Source organism: Streptomyces sp. T12 (assembly GCF_028736035.1).
In the GTDB taxonomy this organism is placed as follows: Bacteria; Actinomycetota; Actinomycetes; order Streptomycetales; family Streptomycetaceae; genus Streptomyces.
Map to the genome: position 1 here is coordinate 10,386,262 of NZ_CP117866.1, position 26,868 is coordinate 10,413,129.

General features: G+C 71.5%; 16 protein-coding genes. 12 read left to right on the forward strand and 4 right to left on the reverse strand.

All coding sequences use genetic code 11. From position 1 onward, the window contains the following. Nucleotides 1-255: 255 nt before the first annotated feature. On the reverse strand, nt 256-3,909 hold the full coding sequence (locus PBV52_RS46640) for a LamG-like jellyroll fold domain-containing protein (RefSeq protein WP_274247787.1): 3,654 nt from the start codon (nt 3,907-3,909) through the stop codon (nt 256-258). A gap of 473 nt (nt 3,910-4,382) precedes the next feature. On the opposite strand from PBV52_RS46640, the gene PBV52_RS46645 reads away from it, so the two are divergent. From PBV52_RS46645 to PBV52_RS46675, 7 genes are all read left to right on the forward strand, one after another. Next, nucleotides 4,383-5,429, forward strand: coding sequence for a LacI family DNA-binding transcriptional regulator (locus PBV52_RS46645; RefSeq protein ID WP_274247789.1), 1,047 nt, complete (start codon nt 4,383-4,385; stop codon nt 5,427-5,429). Between the two features lie 191 nt (nt 5,430-5,620). Further along, nucleotides 5,621-6,868 carry an extracellular solute-binding protein gene (locus PBV52_RS46650; RefSeq protein ID WP_274247791.1) on the forward strand — a complete coding sequence of 416 codons (1,248 nt, stop codon included), beginning with the start codon at nt 5,621-5,623 and terminating at the stop codon, nt 6,866-6,868. Nucleotides 6,869-6,902: 34 nt separating this feature from the next. Then, complete coding sequence (locus PBV52_RS46655) at nt 6,903-7,877, forward strand: carbohydrate ABC transporter permease (RefSeq protein ID WP_274247793.1); 975 nt, start codon at nt 6,903-6,905, stop codon at nt 7,875-7,877. Beyond that, entirely contained in the window at nt 7,874-8,698 is an 825-nt protein-coding gene (locus PBV52_RS46660; protein ID WP_274247795.1) for a carbohydrate ABC transporter permease, read from the forward strand. The genes PBV52_RS46655 and PBV52_RS46660 overlap by 4 nt, the downstream gene beginning before the upstream one ends. 69 nt (nt 8,699-8,767) lie before the next feature. Then, nucleotides 8,768-10,495 (forward strand): amylo-alpha-1,6-glucosidase, encoded by a 1,728-nt coding sequence (locus tag PBV52_RS46665; protein ID WP_274247796.1) that lies wholly within the window; start codon nt 8,768-8,770, stop codon nt 10,493-10,495. Nucleotides 10,496-10,920: 425 nt separating this feature from the next. Continuing rightward, the gene (locus PBV52_RS46670) at nt 10,921-13,164 is read left to right on the forward strand and encodes an FUSC family protein (RefSeq protein ID WP_274247798.1); all 2,244 of its coding nucleotides are present in this window, start codon (nt 10,921-10,923) and stop codon (nt 13,162-13,164) included. Beyond that, nucleotides 13,161-14,279 carry a PP2C family protein-serine/threonine phosphatase gene (locus tag PBV52_RS46675; RefSeq protein ID WP_274247799.1) on the forward strand — a complete coding sequence of 373 codons (1,119 nt, stop codon included), beginning with the start codon at nt 13,161-13,163 and terminating at the stop codon, nt 14,277-14,279. Before PBV52_RS46670 ends, PBV52_RS46675 begins: the two co-directional genes overlap by 4 nt. Before the next feature lie 32 nt (nt 14,280-14,311). Here PBV52_RS46675 and PBV52_RS46680 read toward each other — a convergent pair whose 3' ends face one another. Next, nucleotides 14,312-16,759, reverse strand: coding sequence for a SpoIIE family protein phosphatase (locus tag PBV52_RS46680; protein ID WP_274247801.1), 2,448 nt, complete (start codon nt 16,757-16,759; stop codon nt 14,312-14,314). 212 nt (nt 16,760-16,971) lie between these two features. Further along, complete coding sequence (locus PBV52_RS46685; RefSeq protein ID WP_274247803.1) at nt 16,972-19,047, reverse strand: SpoIIE family protein phosphatase; 2,076 nt, start codon at nt 19,045-19,047, stop codon at nt 16,972-16,974. Between the two features lie 141 nt (nt 19,048-19,188). On the opposite strand from PBV52_RS46685, the gene PBV52_RS46690 reads away from it, so the two are divergent. Continuing rightward, the gene (locus PBV52_RS46690; RefSeq protein ID WP_274247805.1) at nt 19,189-22,563 is read left to right on the forward strand and encodes a pyruvate carboxylase; all 3,375 of its coding nucleotides are present in this window, start codon (nt 19,189-19,191) and stop codon (nt 22,561-22,563) included. 160 nt (nt 22,564-22,723) lie between these two features. Continuing rightward, nucleotides 22,724-23,530, forward strand: a complete 807-nt coding sequence (locus tag PBV52_RS46695) for an aminoglycoside adenylyltransferase domain-containing protein (protein WP_274247807.1) — start codon at nt 22,724-22,726, stop codon at nt 23,528-23,530. Nucleotides 23,531-23,567: 37 nt separating this feature from the next. Here the strand turns inward: PBV52_RS46695 and PBV52_RS46700 are convergent, their stop codons facing one another. Beyond that, entirely contained in the window at nt 23,568-23,756 is a 189-nt protein-coding gene (locus tag PBV52_RS46700) for a twin-arginine translocase TatA/TatE family subunit (protein WP_274247809.1), read from the reverse strand. A gap of 153 nt (nt 23,757-23,909) precedes the next feature. Here PBV52_RS46700 and PBV52_RS46705 point away from each other — a divergent pair, with 153 nt between their 5' ends. The 3 genes from PBV52_RS46705 (at nt 23,910) to PBV52_RS46715 (ending at nt 26,845) form a co-directional block, all read left to right on the forward strand. After that, complete coding sequence (locus tag PBV52_RS46705; RefSeq protein WP_274247810.1) at nt 23,910-24,335, forward strand: BlaI/MecI/CopY family transcriptional regulator; 426 nt, start codon at nt 23,910-23,912, stop codon at nt 24,333-24,335. 6 nt (nt 24,336-24,341) lie between these two features. Then, a complete protein-coding gene (locus PBV52_RS46710; RefSeq protein WP_274247812.1) occupies nt 24,342-25,274 on the forward strand; it encodes a M56 family metallopeptidase in 933 nt (310 codons plus the stop codon). 185 nt (nt 25,275-25,459) lie between these two features. Then, nucleotides 25,460-26,845 (forward strand): LCP family protein, encoded by a 1,386-nt coding sequence (locus PBV52_RS46715; protein WP_274247813.1) that lies wholly within the window; start codon nt 25,460-25,462, stop codon nt 26,843-26,845. The last annotated feature ends 23 nt before the right edge of the window (nt 26,846-26,868 follow it).

The window sequence follows — 26,868 nt, forward strand, 5'->3', positions numbered from 1 at the left end:
GGGCAGGACGGGCGCGCCACACTGGGCACGTCGGCAGGCGGCGCCACCAAGGGCGAGGGCGGGCGGACGACCTTCCAGGCGCAGCGACGACGAGCGGCCAGACGCTCCGCTCATCGCCTACGGACGGCTTGATCTGGGCCCGTATCACTGCTTTTAGCCTCTTAAAGGAGCACTTATGTGACCCCTCATCGGGCCGTGTTTATCTGAATCGGCAACTACGCAACGGCCCGGGGTGCGATCCCCGGGCCGTGTGCTTCAGCGCACCTCCCGCGCGTACGGGGCGACGGTGATCCGGTCGATCAGCGGGGCGTTGCGGGAGCGGAGCAGCACCCCGGGGAAGGTGTCCGAGGCGTAGGTGGTGCCGTCGAAGTTCGGCAGTTCCTCGGAGCGGAAGGCGATCGTGTTCTGCCCCTCCTTGAGGTGGACGGGGACGGTCAGCTCCCAGAAGTTGTTCTGGTGGAAGCTGTGCGGGAAGCCGACGCGCCGCGCCGCGCCGCCGTTGACGCTGATGTCGGCGTGGCGGGCGAGCGGGTCCGGGTTGTAGTGCGTGGCCTCGGACTGCTCGGGGTTGGAGTAGCGCACGCGCAGCGCGTACAGGCCGCTGCGGTCGGCGGTCACCTTGAACGTCGCGGTGTTGCCGTTGCCGGGGTCCCCGCCGATGCCGGTGATCGCCGTGCCGTCGGTGGCCAGCGAGAGCGGGGCGAGGGTGGCCGACCCCGCGAGCTCGGCGGCTCCGGCCTCGTACGTACGCATCGGCAGCGTGCCCTCTGTCGGCGTGACGGTCAGCCGGTCGACGAGAGTCGTGGACGAACCGCCGGTCACGGTCACCTTGTTGAGGCCGCCGGAGAGGGAGACCGCCACACTGCTCCTGCCCTTGGCCAGGCGCAGGACGTCGTGCCCGTTGACGGAGAGCCGGGAGCCCGTGCCGCCTAGGGTGTCGACGCCGAGGGTGGCCTCGCGGTCGGCGGGGGAGTAGACCCAGAACGTGGCGGTCTGGCCCTTGGCGAGCCGGGCCGCGCCCGAGCCGGTGGCCGCCTGCTTCGACAGGTCGTAGACCGGCCGTGCACCGCCGCCCAGCCAGGCCAGTTCGCCCTCGTACACCTGGGTGGCGGCCGAAGCCCCGGGGAGGGAGAGGGTGAGGCGGTCGACGATGGCGTCACCCTTCGTGGCGCGCTTGCCGTCGAGGCTCTTCGCGGCCAGCGTCAGGGTGTGCTTGCCCTTGGTGAGGCGCACCTTGGTGTCGGTGTGGTCCCACACCACCCACTTGTAGCCGAGCGGCAGGTACAGCTCCTGCTCGCTGTCCGCCTTTCCGTCCACGCGCAGGAAGACGTTGGTGGGGCCCTGCTCCTTCACCTTGTCGAAGGTGTTGAGGGAGTTGGCGAAGGCGCTCACGTCGTAGGTGCCGTCCTGCGGGACGTCCACCGTGAAGTCGAGCGTGACGTCGGAGCCGGTGCGCAGGCCGCCCACGTCGTAGCCGCCGGAGGTGTAGAACTTCGACACGTCGCGCGGTGAACCCTCCGGACCGTTCCTGGAGTAGCCGGACCCGGTGTGGACGGCGTCCTCCGCCTCGTACGACGCCTGCCAGCGCACCGGCGGGGACTGCGTGCCCTTCGCCTTCCCGGCCGGGCTGAGGACGATCTCGTACGCCGAGGACTCCCTCAGCGTCGGCAGCGCGCCGTCGCCGAAGTCGACGACGACCGTGCCGTCGCCTGCGACCTCCAGGTTCTGCTCGGCGAGCAGCTTCGGGCCGGAATTGTCGCCCACCTGCCCGCTCCACTCGATCTCCTTCACCCAGGCGTGCACACGGTCACCGAAGAGCCTCTTCGGGACCCCCGCGAAGGTGATGTGCCCCTTGCCGGTGGACCCGCCGAAGAGCAGCCGGGCCTGCTTCTTCTTCTCGTCGAGCGTGGCGACGCCCTGCATGGTGTAGTTCTCGCCCGGGAACGGCGGGCTCACCCGCACCGTGTGCCCGCTCATCGAGGCGTACGAGTTCAGCAGCCACCACTGGCCGTTGCCGCGGTTGGACTGCACCGCGGAGTCGGAGAGGTTGCCGTCGATGTTCCAGTACGCGATGTCGGCGTCGACCTTGGACTCCTCGATCGCGGACACCCACTGGATCATCTGGCCGGGGACGGAGGTGTGGTAGTTGAAGGCGTACTCGTTGATGTTGACGGGGAGTCGGGTGCCGGCGCGGTCGGTGCCCTGGAACAGTTCCTCCTCCCACGCCCGGTACTTGGCGACGCTTTCGCGCACCGCCTCCGGGTGGCTCAGCTCGTGCCAGGTGATGACGTCCGGGAGGGTGCCGGCGGCCAGGGTGTGGGTGAGGAAGCCCTTCACCTGGTCGTAGAGGACGCTGGTGTTGGGGCCGGCGATGCGGGCGCTGGGCATCTTGCCCTTGATGAGCTGGTACGCGTCGTCCCAGGCGGCGAAGAAGTCGTCCGGGTCGTTGAGCCAGCTGACCTTGTCGTAGCTCCACTCGCCGGTGCCGAACATGTTGCCCTCGGGCTCGTTGAAGGGCACGAAGACGACGTTGTCCTGGTACTGCTCGGGCAGTTGCAGGACCTGATCGACCTGCGCCGCGATCTTCTGCTCGTAGAGCTTGATCTTCTCCTCGGGAGTGGCGCCCGGCCACTGGTACGGGAAGCCGCGGTGGATGTCGGTCATGTAGATGTACACGTCACCGTCGGTGGAGTCGGCCAGCGGCTTGACGACCTCCAGCGCGTCGGCGCCGGGGTGCTGCGGGCCGTCCTGCGCCTTGGTGGAGACCGTGCGCAGGCCCATGCCCTCCATGAGGTTGTTGGTGGGGACGTCCGGTCCGTACACGCCGTACAGGGTGCCGGAGGCGCCACCGTGGAACGCGCCGGTGGCGGAGCCGAGGTCGGCCGTGAGCTGCCCCTCGCGGACCACGGTGACGGTCGCCTTCACGGCGCGTCCGGCCGCCGTTCCCGACACCGTGAACGTCCCGGGCCGGGCGTACTTCTCGGGCGGTACGGCGTCCCAGGTGAGGGGCGTGTCGCGGTCGTAGCCGTCGGAGAAGGAGGAGCGGACGGCGCTCGGGAGCAACGGGGCGGTCCCGGTCGTGGTGCGGACGTCGAAGGACGTCTTCGACAGCTCCCGGACGGTCGGCACGGTCCCGACCGTACCGGCCACCTGCTCGGCGCTGAGCGCCGCGTGCCACACGGTGAAGTCGTCGATCGCGCCTTTGAGCAGGGGGTCCGGCCAGAGGGACTTGCCGATGTAGCCGGCGGCCGTGGCCGAACCGTCCAGCAGATCCTTGGCCTTGATACCGGTCGCGGCGGAGGAGACCGCCACACCGTCGAGGTAGGTGGTGAGCCGGCCCGCGGTGGTGTCGAGGGTGACGGTGACCGTCCGCCACGCGTCCGCGGGAAGCATCGCGTAGCCGCGGACCTGTGATTCCGCTCCGCCTCCGCCGGTGGTCACGGAGGTCTGGAGCAGCCCGCCGCTGTTGTACGGGGTGGTGAAGAGGTACTTCGTGGTGTCGGTGCCCAGGTCGAAGAACCGCTGCCAGGGCGACTTGTCACCGCTCCACTTCACGCGGGCGGAGACGGTCAGATCCGTGGTGTCCGCGAGCACTTGGCGCGGCAGGCGCACGTACGCGCCGCTGGACGTGGGGGCCCCGCCGGGCAGGGCCAGTGCCTTGCCGCCGTCCGCGCCCGCGACGGACTGGGCGGTCGAGCCGTTCACCAGGGTCGCGTTCAGGCCGTTGCCGGAACTGTCGGTGATGCTGCCGGAGGCGAGGTCGTCCTGGTCGAAGGTATAGCGGGCGGCGGGCTGGGGCGCCTCGGCCGCCTGCGCGGGACCGGCGGGTGCGGCCAGCAGACCCGCGCCGAGGGTCAGGGCTATCGCGGCCGGGGCTCGGCGCCGCGTCGATCTGTCAGCGGATGGCATGGATGGCGTCCTCAATCGTCGAGTAGCGGGTGCGGGGTCCGGTGGGCCGACCTCGGTGAGGAGCGGGTTCCGGTGGGCCCACCTCGGGCGGCGTGCTCGTCGAACCGGTTCGATTGTGGCGATGGAAGGGGAGGGGCTGGGTCAGGTTGGCAGGCAGGCGAGTCCGCAGTTCGCGGGCGTGGCATGCGTATCCCGCCGCTTCACGGGAGAGAGCCGCGCGTCGAACCGGTTCGGGGAAGCTAGCACTGGGGCTTACCGCCAGCAATCCCCTCGGCGGCAGGATCTTGGCGACAACCCTGTTCGGCGGGAAACCGCGTTCCGGGTGTTGACAGGCGCGCGGTCACTTCCTACGTTCGCTGTCATGCGAACCGGTTCGACAATCGGTCCTCGCTCCCCGTACCCCTCCACCCCCTCATGACCGGCGGGCGGCCCCTCTACCGAGGGTGTCGAACCGGTTCGAGCAAGGAGCCGCCGTGAACATCGGTGAGATCGCCCGGCGAGCCGGTGTCTCGCGGAGCACCGTGTCCTATGCCCTGAGCGGCAAGCGCCCGGTGTCGGAGGACACGCGCCGGAAGATCCAGCAGGTCGTCGACGAGCTGGGCTACCGGCCCAGCGCCAGCGCCCGCGCCCTGGCCAACGGGCGGACCAGCACCCTCGGCCTGGTCTTCCCGCCGGCCGGGAACCACTACACGGGCATGCAGCTGGACTTCATCGGCAGCGTGGTGGAGGCCGCCGCGACCTACGACTACGACGTGCTGCTGTCGCCCAGTGGTGTGGACAGTGACCGTTCCTTCCAGCGGCTGCTGGGGGAGCGGCGGGTCGACGGCGCGATCCTGATGGAGATCAGGCTGGAGGACGACCGGGTGGACCACCTGGCCGCACTGGACTTCCCCTCCGTCGCCATCGGCCGTACCGCTCGTCCCGCGGGCGGTTGGTGGGTGGGCCTGGACCACACCGCGCTGGCGGCGGCCTGCGTTCACCACCTGGCGGACCTCGGCCACCGCCGGGTCGCCTTCGTCAACCGCCCGGAGCAGCTGCTGCGGGCCGGTTACGAGTCCGCGCACCGCGGTCTGGACGGCTTCACGAAAGCCGCGGTCGAGCGCGGGCTGACCGTCCGGACGTACTGCTGCGGGGACGACGCCGCCTCGGGCCAGAGCTGCGTGGAACGGATCCTGCACGACGACCCGGCCACCACGGCCCTGGTCACACTGAACGAGGCCGCGCTGGGCGGCCTCTACAGAGGGCTGGCCCTGGCCGGCCGCCATGTGCCGCGCGACTTCTCCGTCACCGGGGTCGTGGCGGCCCGCTGGGCGGAGACGGTGACCCCGCAGCTCACCGCGGCGGACGTACCGGCGGCCGAGCTGGGCCGACTCGCCGTCGACCTGCTGGTGGAGCGGCTCGACCAGCCCGGCGCGCCGCCTCGGCACCACCTGCTCACGCCGCCGATCTCCCTGCGGGCCAGCACTGGGCCCGCGGGCGCCATGCCCACCACGGACGCAGGGTTCGCTACGACGCCCTGACCGTCCGCACGCAGCCCCTCACCCCTTCTTCTCGCACCTTCTTCTCCCACCTTCTTCTCCTACCTCCTTCCCTCACCTCGCCGGACGCTCGAACCGCACGTCGGTGCCGTTCGACGTGCCCGCCCCGCGACCCCTTCCCGGCCGCGACCCCTTGCCTCGGCACCCGCATGCCAGAAACAGAGGAACCCGCGATGAACAGCTCCTCCAGACGGCGCCGTCCGACCGCCGCAGTCCTGATCTCCCTGGCCGTCGCCACCGGTGTCACCGCCTGCGGCTCCGGCTCGGGCAGTACGGGGACGAACGCGGCGGACGAGGGCACGTACACCATCTGGGACCCGTACCCGCAGTTCGACAAGAACTCGGCCTGGGTGAAGCTGCTCGACAGTTGCGGCACCGAGGCCGGCGTGAAGGTCAAGCGGACCGGCTTCGACACCAGCGACCTGGCCAACAAGACGCTGCTCGCGGCACAGCAGGGCAACTCCCCGGACCTCCTCGTCGTCGACAACCCGGTGGTGTCGACCCTGGCCGAGGCGGGCGTGCTCACCACGACCGACGACAACAAGCTCGACACCTCCGCCGCGGATCCCAACCTGCTCGCGGCCGGCCAGTCGGGCGGCAAGACGTACGGCACCCCGATCGGCGCCAACACCCTCGCCCTCTACTACAACAAGAAGGTCCTGAAGGAGGCCGGGGTGGACGTAGCCTCGGTGAAGGACTGGAAGTCGCTGACGGCAGCCCTGGAGAAGGTGAAGGCGGCGGGCAAGAAGGGCATCACGTTCTCGGCGATCGGCACCGAGGAGGGCAGCTTCCAGTTCCTGCCGTGGTTCTGGGGATCCGGCGCCGAGCTGACCGAACTCGACTCGTCCGAGGCCGCCTCCGCGCTTTTCCTGTGGAAGGGCTGGCTGGACAAGGGCTATGCCCCCAACTCCGTGCTCAACAACACCCAGACCACCAGTTGGCAGGAGTTCGCGACCGGCGACTACGCGTTCGCGGAGAACGGCACCTGGCAGCTCGCGGCCGCCAAGAAGGCGGGCTTCGACTACGGCGTCCTGCCCGTCCCCGCCTCCGGGGGAGGCAACGCCGCGGCCCCGACGGGCGGTGAGTTCGTCACCGTCCCGGTCCAGAGCGACACCGGCCGCTACGCCACCACGAGCAAGCTCGCGACCTGCCTGACCAGCACGCAGAACCTGTACGACACCGACACCACCCTCTCCTACGTCGCCCCCACCACCGAGGTGCAGGACAAGCAGGTGGCGGCGGACCCCGAACTCAAGCCGTGGGTGGCCGCGGTCAAGTCGGCCAAGGGCCGCACCAGTGACAACCTGGGCACGAAGTACCCCAAGATCTCCGAGCAGTTGTGGAAGGCCGTACAGTCCGCCCTCAGCGGCTCGACATCCCCCAAGGACGCGCTCACCACGGCCCAGTCCGCGGTCAAGTGACAGCGTGACAGCGAACCAGGGCCCTCCGATGAGCATGAGTCGCACGACGCAAGTGCCGCATCGCCGCACCGCACCGGACCACCCCGGTGCGGCCCCGGCGGCCACCCGGCCCCCGGCGCGGCGCCGACCCGGCTCCCAGCAGTGGGCCGCCTGGGCCTTCCTCACCCCGGTGACCCTCTACCTCGTCCTCTTCTACGCCTATCCGCTCTGCCGCAACATCGACCTGAGCCTGCGCAACTACACCGTCCGCTCCTTCGTCCAGGGCGACGCGCCCTTCACCGGCCTGCAGAACTACCGCACCGTCCTCGACGACCCGACCTTCGCCCCGGCCCTGCTGCACACCGTGGTGTTCACCGGCGTGTGCCTGGTCTTCCAGTACGCCATCGGTCTGGCGCTCGCTGTCTTCTTCAACCAGCACTTCCGGCTCTCCGCCACGCTGCGGGCCCTGTTCCTGGTGCCCTGGCTGCTCCCGCTGATCGTGTCGGCCTCCACCTGGTCGTGGATGCTCAACAGCGACTCGGGCATCGTCAACGCCTTGTTGGGTGTCCTCGGTATCGAACCGGTGAACTGGCTGACCTCGCCGACCTGGTCACTCACCTCGGTGATCATCGCGAACATCTGGATCGGGGTGCCGTTCAACCTGGTCGTGCTCTACAGCGGCCTGCAGTCCATCCCCGCGGGCCTGTACGAGGCCGCCGCCCTCGACGGGGCGAACGCCTGGCAGCGCTTCTGGCGCATCACCTTCCCGCTGCTGCGCCCGGTGTCCGCGATCACCCTCCTCCTGGGGCTGGTCTACACGCTCAAGGTCTTCGACATCATCTGGATCATGACCAAGGGCGGCCCGGCGGGATCGTCCACGACCTTCGCCACCTGGTCCTACCAACTCGGCTTCGGCAACCTGCTGCCCGCCTTCGGCCCGGGCGCGGCCGTCGGCAACCTGCTGGTGGTGGCCGCCCTGGTCTTCGGCCTCCTCTACGTCCGGGTGCAGAGAAAGCAGGCGTTGTCATGAGCCGAGACGGCAGGCGTACGTGGATGAAGTCGACGATCGGCGTGCTGCTGACCGGGGTCATGCTCTTCCCGGTCTACTGGATGCTGAACGTGTCCCTCACCCGCGACCAGGACATGCGCAAGACACCGCCGGACCTCTTCCCGGTCCACGGCACCCTGGCCGGCTATCGCACGGTCCTGGAGGAGCAGTTGCCCTACCTCGGCACCAGCCTCGTCATCGGCCTGGGCACTGTCGCCCTGACCGTGGCCGTGTCGGCCCCCGCCGGCTATGCGCTGGCCAAGCTGCGCCCGCGCGGTGGCGGGATACTGAGCTTCCTTCTCCTGGCCGCCCAGATGATCCCCGGCATCATCATGGCGATGGGCTTCTACGCCATCTACCTCCAGCTCGGCCTGCTCCAGTCCGTCCCCGGCCTGATCGTCGCCGACTCCACCCTGGCCGTCCCCTTCGCGGTGCTCATCTTCACCGCGTTCATGTCCGGCATCCCCGGCGAGCTGCTCCAGGCGGCGCGGACGGACGGCGCCGGGGCGTTGCGCACCTTCTGGTCCGTCGTCCTGCCGATGAGCCGCAACGCCGTCGTCACGGTGTCCCTGTTCGCGTTCCTGTGGTCCTGGTCCGACTTCGTCTTCGCCGGCACCCTCGCAGGCGGCGGCGCCCACGAGCCGATCACTCTCGGCATCTACCACTACATCGGCAACAACAACCAGGAGTGGAACGCCATCATGGCCACCGCCGTCGTCGCCTCACTGCCGGCCGCGGTCATCCTCGTCCTGGCCCAGCGCTATGTCGCCGCCGGCGTGACCGCCGGCGCGGTCAAGGACTGACCTCCCTGCTCGAGATCCGACTTCCTGCTCGAGAACCGATCTCCCTGCGCGAGAAACGAGTGACACTTCATGACCGCCGACCGATCCGGCCCGGTCTTCTCCGTCCAGGACATCCCGTTCAGCACGTACGGGTCCTGGTTCGGCATCTCCCCGGTGCTCGCCGAGAAGACCCGCGCCGAGGACCTCCACCTCGTCTCGCACCAGAACGGCATGCACCCCGTCCTGAGCCTCGTGCCGCTGGACTCCTCGACGGGCGAGCGGGCCGAGACCCGAGTGGAGGCGACACCGGGCCTGTTGAGCTGGATCAGCACGGCCGGCCGCGTCGACCTCGCCTACGAGTCGCCGGACACCGTACGCCTGCGCGGCACGGGACCCGCGCTGCGCGTGTCCGCGGCCGCCCGGACCCTGACCCCGTTCAGCGGCACGTACTTCTTCCACGACGCGGCCACCGACGCGTACGTCTTCACGTCGTACGAGACCGGACGCCGCTACCGCGTCACCGTGCTGTCCGGCACGGTGACCCACACCTACGGCGATCAGGCTCTGGGCAGTGCCGACCGCGGCCTCACCGTCGCCGCCCACTCCCCTTGGGAGATCGCGGTGGAGGAACTGGACACCGCCCGCACCCCGTACACCTCGACCGCAGCCTTCGGCAAGATCGTCGAGGCGGCGCGCAACGCCTTCGCGGGCTTCGTCGACACGGTGGCCCCCTGGCGCTCGTCCGCCACCCCGGCCGCCGAACTGGCCGCCTACGTCCTGTGGTCGGCGACCGTACGCCCGGCAGGGCTCGTCGGCCGTCCCGCCGTACTGATGTCCAAGCACTGGATGGACAAGGTCTGGAGCTGGGACCACTGCTTCAACGCCCTGGCGCTGGCCCCCGGTTGCCCCGAGCTGGCCTGGGACCAGTACCACCTGCCCTTCGACCACCAGGACGAGACCGGGGCGCTCCCCGACTCGGTCACCCACTCCGAGATCCTCCACAACTTCGTCAAACCGCCTATCCACGGCTGGGCGTTCAGCCACCTGCGCCGCCGCCTGCCCACGCCTCCCGATCGGACGCAACTGGCCGAGACGTACGCCAGGCTGGAGCGCTGGACACACTTCTGGCTCACCGCGCGACGCGCCCCCGGCGCGGCACTGCCCCACTACCAGCACGGCAACGACAGCGGCTGGGACAACGCCACCACTTTCTCCCCCGAACGCGTCGTCGTCACCGCCGACCTGGCCGCCTTCCTCGTCCTCCAGCTACACGAACTCGCTTACCTGGCAGCGCAGTTGGACAAGCCGGACGATGCCCGCCGATGGACGCGGACCGCCGAGACGACCCAGGCGGCGATGCTCGACGAACTCTGGGCCGGTGACCGTTTCCTCGCCCGGGGCGCCCGCAGCGGGGAGACCTGGCACAGCTCCAGCCTCCTCGACCTGATGCCCATCGTGCTGGGCGAGCACCTGCCGGCCGAGATGAGCGCCGTACTGGCCGACCGCATCGCGGCCCACCTGACCCCGTACGGGCTGGCCACCGAGCTGCCCACCTCACCGCACTACCTCTCGGACGGTTACTGGCGTGGCCCCATCTGGGCCCCCGCCACGATCCTCATCGAGGACGGCCTGCGCCGCGCCGGCCACCACCGACTGGCGGCCGACATCAGCGCCCGCTTCCGCGCCCTGTGCGAGACGCACGGCTTCGCCGAGAACTTCGACGCCCTGACCGGGTCGGGGCTGCGCGACCGCGCCTACACCTGGACCGCCGGCAGCTACCTCATCCTCGCCGAGGCACACGCAGGCCGCGGCGACTGATTCCCAGGTGGGGAGCGACCACTCTCGCGGCCGGCCTTCGGGCGCGGACCGCATCCAGGGCGGCGGGCAGGGACGTCCAGTTTCTGCGCGGTGCCGGCGAGCAGGGTGACGTCGAAGCCGCGGGTGCCGAAGGTGCGGGCGATGGCCTGCGCTCCCCATGAGGTCGGCCGACAATGGGCAGTGGATCGCATGTCCGGCCCGCCCACGACGCCGCGGCGGTGTCGACCCGAGAGGAACGTGCTGATGGGCGCTGAGTCTTCGCCGGCCGCGCGGACGGGAGCGCCAGGTATGAGGCGGGGTGCGCCGCCCGCGTGCCGCGAGGCGGCGGGCTGCATGATCGCGCAGGTCGTGGCGCCCGATCGGGTCGGGGTTCTCGGCAGGGTTTCGCCGCTCGGCTGGCGGGCGCTACGTGGCGGGCGCCTGCCGTGAAGGGCAGGGCGGAGCGGACGCGGATCCTGCACCGGTCGGTGCGGGTGACCCTCGCCGCGTCCGCGGGCTTCTACACCTTCGTCCACGGGCTCGAAGAACCGGTACTGGCGCTGTACGCCCTGTTCGCGCCGATCTCCCTCGGCCTGCTGTCCCCGATCCCCGGGTCCGGGCGGCAGCGGGCCGAGGTGATGCTCAAGGCGCTGCCCATCGGCCTGCTGCTGGTCGCGCTGGGGACGGTACTGGCAGTGGAGACCTGGGCAGCGGTGCTCGGCATGCTCGTCGTGGGCTTTCTCCTCGCCTTCGCGGCGATCGCGGGGCCGCGCCCGGCCGGAGCGGCGCCGGGACTCCAGCTCTTCTACATCCTGGCCTGCTTCCCGCCGTACGAATCCGGGACCCTCGGGCTACGGCTGGCCGGGCTCGCCTTCGGAGTGGTGGTGCTGGCGCTGTGCGAGCTGTTCCTGCTGCCCCAGCCGCCGGACCCGACGTACCGGACGGCCCTCGCGGACGCCCTGGTGACGGCCGGCGACACCATCGCCGGGCGCACCGTCCTGTCCCCCGAGGCCCTGCGGGAGGCCGGTGCTCGGCTGCGGCTGTCCCACATCCCGCCCGCGGAACGCCCCGCGGGCCCGGGCCGCGCTGTCCGCGGCCTCTCCCAGGCGGGGGCCGCCGTCCGCCGACTGCTCGAACAACTGGCCCATCTGACCGAGACCGGAGAGTTTCGCGCATTCGTCCGGGAGGGCTCCGGGGCGGCCGGCGAATGCGGCGGGGGCCGTACCGCCACGGCGGCCGGGCGGCCGCTGCTGCAGCAGGTGGTGTTCTTGTGCGAGGAGACCGCCGCAGCCCTGCGCACGGGTCGGGCTGCTCCCGGCCCGCAGCCGATGGACAAGGCCATCGACGCCTTCCAGCGGATGCGCGTACGGCAGGTGACGGGGTCCGCCGACGAGGCACCGACCGTGCAGGGACCAGCACCGGCACCTGTACCGGTGCCGGTGCCGGTGCTGCGTCGGCAGGCGGCGCTGCTGGCCGTCGCCGAGTCGGTGCGCATCCTGGAGATCTCCGTACGGGTCGGCCTCGACGGGCGGCGCACCCCGCCGATCGAGCCCCGGGAGCTCTTCTGGTACACGCAGGCCGCCACGCCCCGGCTGTGGGCGCGCCGGATCACCGGCAACATGACGATCCGTTCGGTGCAGTTCCAGAACGCCGTACGGATCGCGGTGGCTCTCGCCGCCGCACGGCTCGTCGCCGGTTCGCTCGACCTGACCCACGGCTTCTGGGTGCTGCTGGCGGTGCTGACGCTGAGCCGGACCACCGTCGGAGAGACCTGGACGGCCATCCGCCGGGCCGTCACCGGCAACCTGGTCGGCGCCGTCGCGGCGGGCGCCCTGCTCATCGGCCTCGGCCGGCACACCGACGCCTACGCCGCGATCCTCGCCCCGGCCATGCTGATCGCCTTCGCGCTCGGGCCGCTGCTCGGCATCGCCTGGGCGCAGGGCCTGTTCACGCTGGTGGTGGCCACCGCGTTCGCCCAGATCGCCCCGGCCTCCTGGCAACTGGCCGAGGCGCGGATCGTGGACGTGGTGACCGGCAGCGCCATCGGTCTGCTCTGCGCGATGCTCGCCTGGCCGGCCGGCGCGCGCAGAGAGGTGCGCAGAACCATGGCGGGGCTGCTGCAGGAGTGCGGCCCGCTGATCAAGGGCACCGTCGACACGCTGACCGCCGTGCCGCCCGGCTCGGTCCCGGCCCCGTCGACACGCCCCGCCCTGCACCGGCTGCGCCTGGCCGAGTCCGCCTACGCCCAGTTCCGCAGTGAACCGGGGGTCGACGCGCCGGTGCGCGCCGACTGGCACGCCGTACTCATCACCGCCCACCACATCGTGCTCGGCGCCCAGTGGCTGCCCCGTTTCGACCTGCCCATGGCCGCCCTGCCCCCGGATGCCACCGACCGGGCACGGGCCGGCGCCCACGCGCTCGCCCAGACCACCGACCGGCTCGCGGCGCTGTGCCTCGGCCGGCAACCGCAGCCGCCCGAGACCGGACCGATGCCCTCGGAGCCGACCGGACTGCCGCTGCCCGCGCTGGTCGACCTCGACGTGTGGCTGCGCGGCCTGGCCGTCCAGCTCACCCGTATCGAGGCGGGGTTGCCCGAGGCGGTTCGCCGGGCAGTGCGTGGCACGACGGACGCCGGGAGCGCGGGGGCCGTGCTCGGACCCGGCGGACAGGGAAGTCGGGGCGTGCCGTGACCGGTCAGAGTCTTCGCTCGGAGCTGCGGCCGCCCTCCGTGCGCGGGTGGGTGTGGTGGCTGCCGCTGGCCGCAGTCGTCGTCGACGTGGCCGCCGAACTGATCGTCAGGGGCCGCGAACCGGTGAGCTTCATGCTCATCGCGGTACCGCCGCTGGCCGCCGCGACACGCGGCCCGCGCGGCACCGCGCTGTCCGCGGTGGTGTGCCTGGGGCTGCAGATGTGGATGGCCGCCCGGCGCCCCGGCCACTTCGACGAGCAGCACCATGTCGCCGTCTACATCGCGACGACCCTCATCGGCATCGCCAGTATCGCGCTGGCCAGGCAGCGGGAGCGGACCCGGCAGCATCTCATCCGGGCCAACTCGGTCGCCGAGGCCATGCAGCGGATCCTGCTGCGTCCGGTACCGCGCAGGCTCGGCCCGGTACGCGCCGCCGGGTTCTACGAGGCCGGGGAGGGCGGCACGCTCGTCGGCGGGGATCTGTACGACGTCTGCGAGACGCCCTTCGGGGTGCGGGCCATCATCGGCGACGTCCGCGGCAAGGGGCTGGACGCCGTCCAGACGGTCGCGGCGGTGCTGGGCAGCTTCCGGGTCTCGGCCCACGAGTGGCAGAGCCTGAGCGCTCTGGCCGAGCGGCTGGAGCTCAGCATCGCCCGCAACAGCCCGGCCGGAGACGACGGCGACCCCGAGTTGTTCGTGACCGCACTGGTGCTGGAGTTCCCGCCGGGCGGCGGCGAGGTGCGGATCGTCGACCGCGGTCACCCCGCGCCGCTGGTGGTCGGCCTGCAGGGCGCCCGACGACTGGTCACGGCACCCGGACTGCCCCTGGGACTGGGCGGGCTGGCGCCGGACGGAGACGACACGACGGTGCACCTGCTCGGACCTTCGGACGTGCTCGTCCTGCACACGGACGGGGTCAGCGAGGCCCGCAACGCGGACGGCGTCTTCTACCCGGTCCTGGAGCGGCTCGGCGAACGGTTCTGCGGCGAGCGCGCACTCGATCCGGAGGCGGTCGTGTCGTTCGTACGGACCGACGCGGAACGCTGGTCGGCCCAGTCCGACGACGACGACCGGGCCGTCCTGGCCCTCACCCTGGGGGCCGTGGCGCCCCCGTGACCGGGCTTCGCCGTGGACCCGATGCCGACGGATCAGGCACCTGACTCGCCCTGATACGCGGACATCGGTTGCTCGGCCCAGATGGTCTTGCGGTTGCGGCCGTAGCGCGTGCCCCACCGCTCGGACAGCTGGGCCACCAGGAACAGGCCACGTCCGCCCTCGTCGGTGCCGCGGGCCTGGCGCAGATGGGGAGAGGTGCTGCTGGTGTCGGAGACCTCGCAGATGAGATGGCCGTCCCTGATCAGCCGTAGCAGCACCGGACCACCGGCGTACCGGTAGGCGTTCGTGACCAGTTCGCTCACGATCAGTTCGGTGGTGAACGCGAACTCCTCCAGCCCCCAGTCGGTCAGCCGGTCCCGCACCAGCATCCGGGCCCGGCCGGCCGCGGTGGGCTCGGTCGACAGCTGCCAGGTGGCCACGTTCTCCGCCGCCAGCACCCGGGTCCGGCCCAGCAGCAGCGTGACGTCATCGGCGGGCCGGTCGGGCAGCATCGCGTCCTCCACCGCCTTGCAGGTGTGCTCAAGCGAAGGGAACGGACCGGCCAGCGTGGAGCGGAGCAGGGCCAGTCCCTGGTCGATGTCGCGCCGGTCGGCCAGGAGGAGACCGTCGCTGTACAGGGCGATCAGGCTGCCCTCGTCCAGTTCGACCTCCGCCGTCTCGAACGGCAACCCGCCCAGGCCGAGGGGCGGTCCGGCGGGAACGTCGATCGGGCACACCCGGCCGTCCGGGCCCAGCACGGTCGGCGGCGGGTGTCCCGCGCGGGCCAGGGCGCAGTGCCGGGAGACCGGATCGTAGATCGCGTACAGGCAGGTCGCGCCCACGATCTGGGGTGTGTGGCCATCGGTCTGCCGCTGTTCGGTGGCCAACTGGTCCACCAGGTCGTCGAGCCGGGCGAGGACCTCGTCCGGGGCCAGGTCGAGGTGGGCCAGCGTGTGCACGGCGGCGCGCAGCCGGCCCATGGTCGCCGAGGCGTGCATGCCGTGGCCGACGACATCGCCGACGACCAGGGCGACGCGCAGTCCCGACAGGGGGATGACGTCGAACCAGTCGCCGCCCACACCGGCGGAGGCATGCGCGGGCAGATAGCGGTGGGCCGTCTCGACCGCCGGGTGGTCGGGCACCTCGCTCGGCAGCAGGCTGCGCTGCAGGGCCTCGGCGGCGTTGTGCTGCTGGGTGTAGCGGCGGGCGTTGTCGATGCAGACCGCGGCCCTGGCGGCGAACTCCTCCGCCAGGGTGAGGTCGTCCTCCTCGAACGGCTCCGGCCGCTGCGAGCGCCACAGGCAGACCACGCCGAGGACCACACCGCGCGCGGCCAGCGGCACCACCATCAGCGAGTGGACGCCCAGCTTGAGCGCCTTCTCGGCCCGTGCCGCGTCCACGGAGAACCATCCGCGGTTGCTCTCCAGGAGGGGCTCCAGGACCGGACGCCGCTCGGCCAGGCAGCGGGCCGGCGTGGTGTCCTCGGGGAAGGAGAACAGATGGCCCTCGGGATACATCACCTCCAGCGCCTCGGGCCGGATGCTGCGCACCGCCATCCTCAGCAGCGGGCCCCTGGCGTCGGGGGCCGGCTCCTCCCCACGGGGCACGGGCTCCAGCAGATCCACCGAGAGGGCGTCGGCGAGCGCGGGAACCGCCGCCTCGGCCAGCTCGCGCGCCGTCCTGGCCACGTCCAGGGTGCTCCCGATCCTGGCACCGGCCTCGTTGAGCAGCGCGAGTCGCCGACGCGCCCGATGGCGGTCGGTGACGTCCTCGACGATCTCGGTGACACCCAGCACCCGACCCGAGGGGTCCTGCATCCGGAAGGCGGACACGGAGACGATGAGTTCCTTCCGGGGGTCCCGCAGCAACCGGCAGGGCTGCTCGGCGAAGATCATCGGCTCGCCCGTCTCCAGCACCCGCCGGAGCCTTGCCTCGATCAGTTCCGCGTCCGCGCCGAGCAGGAAGTCGGCGGTGCGATGCCCGCGGTACGCCTCGGTCGGCAGTCCGCCGAACCGCGCGACCGCCCGGTTCACCCGCACCACGCGCAGGTCCGGGCCGAGCACCGCGACGCCCACCGGGGACCGGCTGAAGAAGCCGTCCAGCACCGCCCGGTCGATCTCCCACTGGGCGATGTCCTCGGCGAGCGAGCCGATCAGCAGCCACTCGGCGGTGGAGTCCGTTCGTTGCACCCTGCGGGCTCTGAACCCCACGTACACGCGGTGGCCCGCGCGATCAAGGACCGGCAGCAGCCCGAACCAACCGTGTTCCCGCAGGCACGCGGCGGTCGCCTCGGCGATCAGGGCCTCGTCCGCGCTGTCGACGAGGACCTCGCGCACGAGCCGGCCCAGCACCTCGTCGGCCCGGTACCCGAGGAGCGCGGTGGCCTGTTCGCTCCATGCGACGACCCGTCCGCGGCCGTCCAGCACGGCCGACGCGGATCGGTGGACCGAGAACGGATCGTCCGGGCTCTCGCTGAGCGACATAGGTGATGTGTTGTGCATCGCCCACCCATCTCGCGCCGTTTCGCGGGGCCCGTGGTGCGGCGCCCCGGGCGCTCCTGCCGTTCCGCATGCCTGTCTTCGCAGTGGCTCACTCCAGTATCGGCCGTGTGGGCACGGAGCGCTTCGTCGTCGCGGCCGGGGCGGTCGGGTCGGTCGGTCGCGTGCTGCTCGCTACGGCCCGAGGTCCCGGTCCGCGGTTCACGGTTCACGGTTCACCGGGGGAGTGCGCGGGCGAGGAGTACCGCCACGTCGTCGTCCGCGGCCTCGGGCATGACGTGGGCCATGAGCTCGTCGCAGATCTCCTCCAGCGGACGGCCGCAGTGCCGCAGTGCCTGTGCCAGTCGGCGCATGCCCTGGTCGAGGTCCGTGCCGCGGGTCTCGATCAGACCGTCGGTGTAGGTCACCAGGAGGCTGCGCGGCGGCAGGAGCACCCGCTGGACCTCGCGGTCCTGCCTGCCCACGCCGAGCGGCGGGCCCGCGGCTCCGTCCAGGAAGGCGACCGTTCCTCGCTCGTCGGCGATCACCGGAGGCGGGTGGCCCGCCCGGGCGATCAGGCAGTGGCCGGTGGCCGGATCGTGAACGGCGTACAGGCAGGTGGCCATTTCGTTGTCGCCCAGGTCGGCCACGGCGGCGTCCAGGGAGCGCAGCACCTGGTCGGGCGCCGTGTCCCGGCGTGCCAGCGTCCGTACCGCCGTGCGCAGCTGGCCCATGACCGCCGCGGCGTGGATGCCGTGCCCCATCACGTCTCCGATCACCAGGGCGGTCCGGTCGTCCGACAGAGCGATGGCGTCGAACCAGTCGCCGCCCACCTCGTGGTCGCCGGCCGGCAGATAACGCCCGGTGAGTTCCAGTCCGCTGACGGTGGGCAGGGAGGTGTTCATCAGGCTGCGCTGGAGGGTGAGTGCCGCGTCGCGTTCCCGGCTGTACATGCGCGCGTTGTCGATGTTCAGCGCGGCTCGGGCGACCAGCTCGTCGATCAGCAGCGTGTCCTGGTCGTCGAACGGCTCCCGCCCGCGCGTCCGGGTCACCACCACCGCCCCGAGCACGGTGCCCCGGGCCACCAGCGGGACCAGGCGCGCGGCGCCCACGCGGTCGTACAGGTACGCGCGCAGCCGTTCGGCGCCGGGGGTGGGGATCAGCGGGCCGATGTCGCCCAGGTAGAGGTTCATGGGGTGCCCGGCACGGATGACCTGCTCGTACACCGATCCGGGCGGCACCTGCATGGTCATGCCGACCGCGAGGTGGTCGGCCGGCGCGGCCGGATCGGTGAAGGCCGCCGCGGCGCGCCGGACCACGCCGTGCGCCGACGCGGCGGTCTCGTCCGGGGCCATCGCCTCCTCCAGCAACTGGACGTCGGCGGAGTCGGCCAGCCGGGGCACCAGGACGCGCACCACCTCCTGCGCCGTCTGCGTCAGATCCAGGGTGGAACCCATCTGGACACCCGCCTCCGCCAGCAGCGCGAGCCGCTGCCGCGCCCGCTCCGCCTCCAGATGGGCCCGCTGCCCCTCCGTGACGTCGATCAGCGAAGCGATCACCCCCATCCGCTGACCGGCCCCGCCGAGCAAGGGGGCGTAGGAGCACGACCACGTCCGCATCCGCTGCGGGTCCGAGGCGCCGGAAATGTAGCGGAAGTCGACCACCGCCTCACCCCGGTCGAGGACCTGCCGCATCACCGACTCCAGCGCGCCGGCGCCGGGGGCGATCTCGGTCACGCGTCTGCCGACGTGCTCCGCCACCGGGACGCCGTCGATCCGGGACAGGGCCTCGTTGACCCGCAGGAAACGCAGGTCGGGACCGAGCATGGCCAGCCCGATCGGGGACTGGGAGAACAGCCCCTCCAGCGCGGCCAGCGCATCCCGCATCCGCTCCACGGCGGAGGTCTCCGCCGCGATGGCCAGCACACCCATGCGCCCCCGCCCGTCCGCGATCGGACAGTGCCACATCTCCATGTCGACCACGGTCCCGTCGCGGTGCCGGACCGGCAGCCGTGCGACCACCGCCGCGCCCGTTCGCAGCGTCCGGGTCAGGCGGTCGGCCAGCTCACGGTTCTCCTCGGGCACGAGTACGCTCCGCGCGTCCTGGCCCACCATCTGCTCCGGCGTGTGACCGAGCAGGTCCTGCGCGGCCAGCGACCACTGCGCCAGGCGCCCGTCGGCGTCGACCACCCACAGGGCGAGCGGGAGCAGGTCCTGGAACACCCCCGCATGCCCCGCCGCGGACGTGCGCCGGTCCGGCGTTTCGCCGATCGCATCGTGGGCACGTGCACCGCGGTGACTCGCGCCGGCCATGGCGGCACCTCGCTCACATCACCCTTGACCACAGGAGGCTCAAGGACAGCCTAGGTCGCGAGTGGCCCGGCTCACATGGCGTGAAACAGGTACCGCCGACACCATGGGTGCTCCGTCACCGGCAGGCTGAAGGGATCAAGGATGTTCCGCAAGGTGCTGGTAGCCAACCGCGGCGAGATCGCGATTCGTGCGTTCCGCGCAGGCTACGAGCTGGGAGCGCGCACCGTCGCCGTCTTCCCGCACGAGGACCGCAACTCCCTGCACCGGCTGAAGGCCGACGAAGCCTACGAGATCGGCCGGCCCGGGCACCCGGTGCGGGCCTATCTCTCCGTGGAGGAGATCGTCCGCGCGGCGCGGCGCGCGGGAGCCGACGCCGTCTACCCGGGGTACGGATTCCTGTCCGAGAACCCTGATCTTTCCCGGGCGTGCGAAGAGGCGGGCATCACGTTCGTCGGACCGAGCGCGGAGATTCTGGAGCTGACCGGGAACAAGGCGCGCGCGGTGGCGGCGGCCCGCGCGGCCGGCGTGCCGGTGCTGGGTTCCTCGGAGCCGTCCACCGACGTGGACGCCCTCGTCAGCGCCGCCGAGGCCATCGGCTTTCCGATCTTCGTCAAGGCGGTCGCGGGCGGCGGAGGGCGCGGCATGCGCCGCGTCGAGGAGCCCGCCCAGCTCCGGGAGGCGATCGAGGCGGCATCCCGTGAGGCGGCGTCCGCGTTCGGCGATTCCACGGTCTTCCTGGAGAAGGCCGTCGTCGAGCCCCGCCACATCGAGGTGCAGATCCTCGCCGACGGGCAGGGCAACGTCATCCACCTGTTCGAGCGGGACTGCTCGGTGCAGCGTCGCCACCAGAAGGTGATCGAGCTGGCGCCCGCACCGAACCTCGACCCGGCGCTGCGCGAGCGGATCTGCGCCGACGCCGTGCGGTTCGCCCGCCAGATCGGCTACCGCAACGCCGGCACCGTGGAGTTCCTTCTCGACCGCGACGGCAACCACGTCTTCATCGAGATGAACCCGCGCATCCAGGTCGAACACACGGTGACCGAGGAAGTCACGGACGTCGACCTGGTGCAGGCGCAGCTGCGCATCGCCGCCGGCGAGACACTGGCCGAACTCGGCCTCGCCCAGGAGACCGTCACCCTGCGCGGCGCCGCGCTGCAGTGCCGCATCACCACCGAGGACCCGGCCAACGGCTTCCGCCCGGACACCGGCCGGATCAGCGCCTACCGCTCACCGGGCGGCTCGGGCATCCGCCTGGACGGCGGCACCACCCATGCCGGTACGGAGATCAGCGCGCACTTCGACTCCATGCTGGTCAAACTCACCTGCCGGGGCCGGGACTTCACCACCGCGGTGAGCCGGGCCCGGCGCGCCGTGGCCGAGTTCCGCATCCGCGGCGTGTCCACCAACATCCCCTTCCTGCAGGCCGTGCTGGACGACCCCGACTTCCGGGCGGGCCAGGTCACCACGTCGTTCATCGAGCAGCGCCCGCACCTGCTCACCGCCCGCCACTCCGCCGACCGCGGCACGAAGCTGCTCACCTACCTCGCCGACGTCACGGTCAACAAGCCGCACGGTGAACGGCCCGACCTGATCGACCCGTTGACCAAGCTGCCCGCGCTGCCGGCCGGTGAGCCACCGGCCGGGTCCCGGCAGCGGCTCGCCGAACTCGGCCCGGAGGGCTTCGCGAGCTGGCTGCGCGCGTCCCCGACCATCGGCGTCACCGACACCACGTTCCGCGACGCCCACCAGTCGCTGCTCGCCACGCGGGTGCGCACCAAGGACATGCTCGCCGTCGCCCCGGTGGTGGCGCGCACCCTGCCCCAGCTGCTGTCCCTGGAGTGCTGGGGCGGCGCGACCTACGACGTCGCCCTGCGCTTCCTCGCCGAGGACCCGTGGGAGCGCCTGGCCGCCCTGCGGGAGGCCGCCCCCAACATCTGCCTCCAGATGCTGCTGCGCGGCCGCAACACCGTGGGCTACACGCCGTATCCCACCGAGGTGACCGACGCCTTCGTGCAGGAGGCGGCGGCCACCGGCATCGACATCTTCCGCATCTTCGACGCCCTCAACGACGTCGACCAGATGCGGCCCGCCATCGAGGCCGTACGGGAGACCGGAACGGCCGTCGCGGAGGTGGCCCTGTGCTACACCTCCGACCTGTCCGACCCGTCCGAGCGCCTGTACACCCTGGACTACTACCTGCGCCTGGCCGAGCAGATCGTGAACGCGGGCGCCCATGTGCTGGCCGTCAAGGACATGGCCGGCCTGCTGCGGGCACCGGCCGCGGCGAAGCTGGTGTCGGCGCTGCGCAGGGAGTTCGACCTGCCGGTCCACATCCACACCCACGACACCGCGGGCGGCCAGCTCGCCACCTACCTCGCCGCGATCCAGGCAGGCGCGGACGCGGTCGACGGCGCGGTGGCGTCCATGGCCGGCACGACCTCGCAGCCGTCGCTGTCCGCGATCGTGGCCGCGACCGACCACTCCGAGCGGCCCACCGGCCTGGACCTCCAGGCCGTCGGCGACCTGGAGCCGTACTGGGAGAGCGTCCGCAAGGTCTACGCCCCCTTCGAGGCCGGTCTGGCCTCGCCGACCGGGCGTGTCTACCACCACGAGATCCCCGGCGGGCAGCTCTCCAACCTGCGCACCCAGGCGGTCGCGCTGGGCCTGGGCGACCGTTTCGAGGACATCGAGGCGATGTACGCCGCCGCCGACCGGATGCTCGGCCGCCTGGTGAAGGTCACCCCCTCCTCCAAGGTGGTCGGCGACCTGGCGCTGCACCTGGTGGGCGCCGGCGTCTCCCCGGGGGACTTCGAGGCGGGGCCCGACCGGTTCGACATCCCCGACTCCGTCATCGGCTTCCTGCGAGGCGAGCTGGGCACCCCGCCCGGCGGCTGGCCCGAGCCGTTCCGCAGCAAGGCCTTGCAGGGCCGCGCCGAGGCCAAGCCGGTGCAGGAACTGAACGCCGACGACCGTGAGGGCCTCGCGAAGGACCGGCGGGCGACCCTGAACCGGCTGCTGTTCCCGGCACCGACGCGCGAGTTCGACACGCACCGTGACACCTACGGCGACACCAGCGTGCTGGACAGCAAGGCCTTCTTCTACGGGCTGCGCCCGGGCAAGGAGTACGCCGTCGACCTCGAGCGCGGTGTGCGGCTGCTGATCGAGCTGCAGGCCGTCGGTGACGCGGACGAGCGCGGCATGCGCACCGTGATGTCGTCCCTGAACGGCCAGTTGCGGCCGATCCAGGTCCGCGACAGGGCGGCGGCCTCGGACGTCCCGGTGACGGAGAAGGCCGACCGGGCCAACCCCGGCCATGTCGCGGCGCCGTTCGCCGGCGTGGTGACCCTCACGGTCGCCGAGGGGGACGAGGTGGCGGCCGGAGCCACGGTGGCCACCATCGAGGCGATGAAGATGGAGGCGTCGATCACCGCCGCGAAGTCCGGCAGGGTGGCGCGACTGGCCATCAATCGCATCCAGCAGGTCGAGGGCGGCGATCTTCTGGTCGAACTGGCCTGAGTCGCCCGCGTGTCACCCCGCGCAGGTGAGGCACCTGCGCGGGGCGACGGCGGGCCGCAGGCCGTCGGCGACGCAGTGGGGCAGCGTTGCAGTGGGGCAGCGTCATTGAGGTATTTCGTCGATTTCCGGCCTCGACGGACTGGGGGCCGACACTGACCGTATGACCAGGACTCTCGTGGACCCGCACTCCGTCCCCGCCGAACTCCGCCCCTACCTCCAGGAGGTCGTCCACCGCACACGCGCCGTATGCGGATCTCACCTGGTGAGCGTCGTCGCCGTCGGCTCCGTCGCGCTCGGCGACTACCGGCACGGGCGCAGCGACACCGACGTGACCGTGGTCGTGGACGGGTCACTGACCGGGCCGGCGTTGCCCGACCTGGCCGCCGCACTCGCGCACCCCGCCCTTCCCTGTCCCGCGGCGGGACTGGAACTGGCGGTCTACGACGAGGACTTCGTGGCCCGGCCGTCCGGCGAGGCCGGGTACCTGCTGGACCTCAACACAGGACCGCTGCTGCCCGACCGGGTCAGCCTCGACCCGGCGGAGTCCTTGTCGTTCTGGTACGTCATCGACCGTTCCGTCGCCCATCAAGCCGGGCGTGTGCTGTACGGCAGGCCGGCCCGGGAAGTGATCGCCGAACCCGCCCGTGCCGACGTGCTCGCCGCGATCCGCGCCTCGGTCCGTGAGCACGCCGCCGGCGAAGGACACCTCACGGACAACCGAGTCCTCAACGGCTGCCGCTCCGTGCAGTTCTGCCGTACGGGCCGCTGGCAGCCCAAGCGCCGGGCGGCGCACGCGGTCGCGGCGGCCGAGGAAGGCTTCCGACCGCTCCTGAACGCCGCACTGCGCAGCTACGAACGCCCCTCGCGCACCGCGGCGACCGCACTGCCCACCACCGGCGTACAGGCCTTCCTGGCCTGGGTGGCCGAACGCGTCGACGAGACGGCCGACGCGGAGCGGGCCGGGTAGGCCGCCGGCCCGCTCGACAGGCGGGAAAGAGGGTCGGTCACTGCCGATGCTGCTGCGTGTCCTGGGTCGTTGCGACCGGATCCTCCTCGTCCTTGATCGCCCTGGCCTCGGCCTTGAGAATGCGCGCCGACTTCCCCGCGGAACGGGCCAGCTCGGGAAGCTTCTTGGCGCACAGGACGGCTATGACGACGAGGAGGATGATCGCGAGTTCGCTGAGTCCGAACATGGGGGGCCCTGTCCTTCTGGTGAGCTGGGTCCTGAAATCTACAGCACTGTCGAAATCATGGAAGGCGGCCTCTGCTCTCCTTACGATGTACAGCTCGATGTACAGCTCGATGTATCGCACATGACGTGCAGGTCAGCGGAAGGGAGACAGGGCATGGCGGACGACCGGCGGCGTTCCCGGCGCCGGGGGCAGGGTGAGCTGGAGGCGCTGGTCCTGTCGGCGCTGCGGGAGGCGGACGGCCCGGCGACGGCCGGCTGGGTGCAGGAGCGGCTCGGCGGGGACCTCGCCTACACGACGGTGATCACGATCCTGACCCGGCTGCTGGCCAAGGGCGCGGTGACCCGGGAGCGAGCGGGCCGGTCCTTCGCCTGGACGCCGGCGTCGGACCAGGCGGGCCTCGCGGCGCACCGGATGCGCAAGGTGCTGGACGCCGAGCGCGACCGGGAAGCCGTACTGTCCAGCTTCGTCACGGGCCTGAGTCCGGACGACGAGCGGCTGCTGCGCGAACTGCTGGGCGAGTCCCGAAGTGAAGGGGAAGCCCGAAGCGAAGGGGAAGCCCGAAACGAAGGGGAACACTGACGCCTCATGGGGGTTTTCGTCTTTCTGCCGCTGGTCCTGCCGCTCACGGCATGGCCGATCGCGCGCCTGGCCGAGCAGCACCTGCATCCCCGCACCGCGACGCGGCTGCTGACCGGCGTGGCCGTGGTGATGGCGATGTGCAGCACGGTGTGCCTGGGCCTGGTGATGGTGGTGGGCACCGCTCAACTGCCCGGCAACCCGCTGCCCGACGGCTGGTCCGACCCCGAGGTGCGTGCGGCGGTGCCGTACGACGAGGTCGTCGGCAAGGCGGCGATTCCGGCGCTGTGCGCGGTGGTCGTGGCCTGCGGCCGGACCCTGTGGCGGCACGGCCGGGTGCGCCGCCGTGCCCACCGGGCGCTGGCCGGGCTGCGGGGGACGGGAGTTGCCGTACTCCCCGACGAGGCGCCGTACGCATACGCGCTGCCGGGCGGCCGCCGCGACCGCGTGGTGGTGACCACGGCGCTGTTGGACCGCCTCGAACCCGCCGAACGCCGTGCGCTGTTCGCCCATGAGCGGGCCCATCTGGCCGCGCGGCACCACCGCTTCCTGCTCGCCGTCCAACTGGCCGCTCGGGCCAATCCGTTCCTGCGTCCGCTGCGTACAGCGGTGTCCTACACCGCGGAACGCTGGGCGGACGAAGAGGCGGCACGGGCGGTCGGCAGCCGCCGGACGGTGGCGTGCGCGATCGGCAAGGCGGCCCTCGTGTCCCGGGGCACTCCGGTCGCGACGCTCGCCGGCTTCGCGGCGCCGGGGCCGGTGCCGCGCCGAGTGGCCGCGCTGCTCGGGCCCGCTCCGCCGGTACGCCGCTGGCCGTCGCTGTTCACGTCGGTGGGCCTGGCGGCGTGGTGCGCGGCCGCGGGGACGGCCGTGTCGGCGATGTCGTCCGCGAACTCGGCGGTGACGATGGTCCTCATCCTGCGCGCTGCGACGCCCCTGTGAACGAGGGGCGCCCGATCAGTCGTTGACCCCGTTCCGGACCCGGTACCGGTGGCGCTGGTCACCAGCGGTTCTCCCGAGAATTTCGCGTGTTCGTTCGGTTCAGGCAACTGATATCGCCGAGATCGTGGTCTGATCACGGTGAGGGGGCCGGGCCTTACGGCCGTACATCTACAGAGGGGGCGCGGATGAGTGGAACGGGGAAGCGTCGACGTACGTCGGAGGGCGCGGGGAAGGCCGGGCTGACGCGGCGGGGGCGGATCCTGGCGTGGGGTGCGGGGGTGACCTCGGCCGTCGTGCTCGGCATCGCCGGGGTGGGCGCCTGGGTCTACCAGGACCTCAACGACAACATCAAATCCGCCGACGTCGACGACAAGATCGGCGGCGACCGTCCCGTCAACCTCAGCCCGGGCTCGAAGAACATCCTGGTCGTCGGCTCCGACAGCCGCGACGGGGCCAACGCCGAGTACGGCAAGGACCTGACCACCATGCAGTCGGACACGCTGATGGTGCTGCACGTCCCCGCGAACCGGAAGTGGGCCGCGGTCGTGTCGTTCCCGCGTGACTCCTGGGTGGAGATACCGGCCTGCGACAAGGGCGACGGGAGCGACTCCGCCCCGCACCACGCCAAGATCAACGAGGCGTTCGCGCTCGGCGGCATCAGCGGCGAGGTCGCCGGGGCCGCCGCCTGCTCCATCAAGACGGTCGAGGCCAACACGGGCCTGCGTATCGACCACTTCATGTCCGTCGACTTCCAGGGCTTCAAGGGCATGGTCGACGCCCTGGACGGCATCGAGGTCTGCCCCGAGCAGGCCATCCACTCCAAGAAGGCCCGCCTGGACATGGAGGCCGGCTGTCAGACCGTCGAGGGCGAGAAGGCGCTCGGCTATGTGCGGGTCCGCTACGGCGTCGGCGACAACTCCGACATCGGACGCATCGGCCGCCAGCAGGAGTTCATGAACGCCCTGGCCGAGAAGGCGCAGGCCAAACTGACCAACCCGAAGGCGCTGTACGGCTTCCTGGGATCCGCCACCAAGTCCCTGACCACGGACCCCGACCTGGCCGGCATCAAGCCGCTGTACGGACTCGCGTCGGAGCTCAAGTCGATCCCGAGCGACCGCCTGACGTTCCTCACCGTGCCCAACTACCCGCGGGAGGCCGACGTGGCCACCGACAGGGCCAACGTCGCCTGGCAGTACCCGCATGCCGCCGACCTGTTCACCTCCCTGGCCAAGGACAAGGAGGTCGACAAGAAACAGATGGAGGCGGACGCGAAGAACCCCGTGTACGCCTCCTCCGTGCGCGTCCAGGTCCTCAACGGCACCGGCATCTCAGGGCGGGCCGCCACCGTCGCCAAGGAGCTCCGCGAGGCCGGCGTCACCGTCGTCGGCACCGGCAACGCCCCGCAGGACACCGGTACCACGACCGTCACCTACCCGGCGGGCCTGGAGAAGTCGGCCGAGGCGCTAGCCGCCCGGCTGCCCGCAGCCCGGGCCACGCAGGACTCGGATGCCGCGGCGGGCGTGATCACCCTGGTCGTCGGGAAGGACCTCGACCCCGACGGCATACGCTGACCGGCCGCGCCGGGCGGACGCCG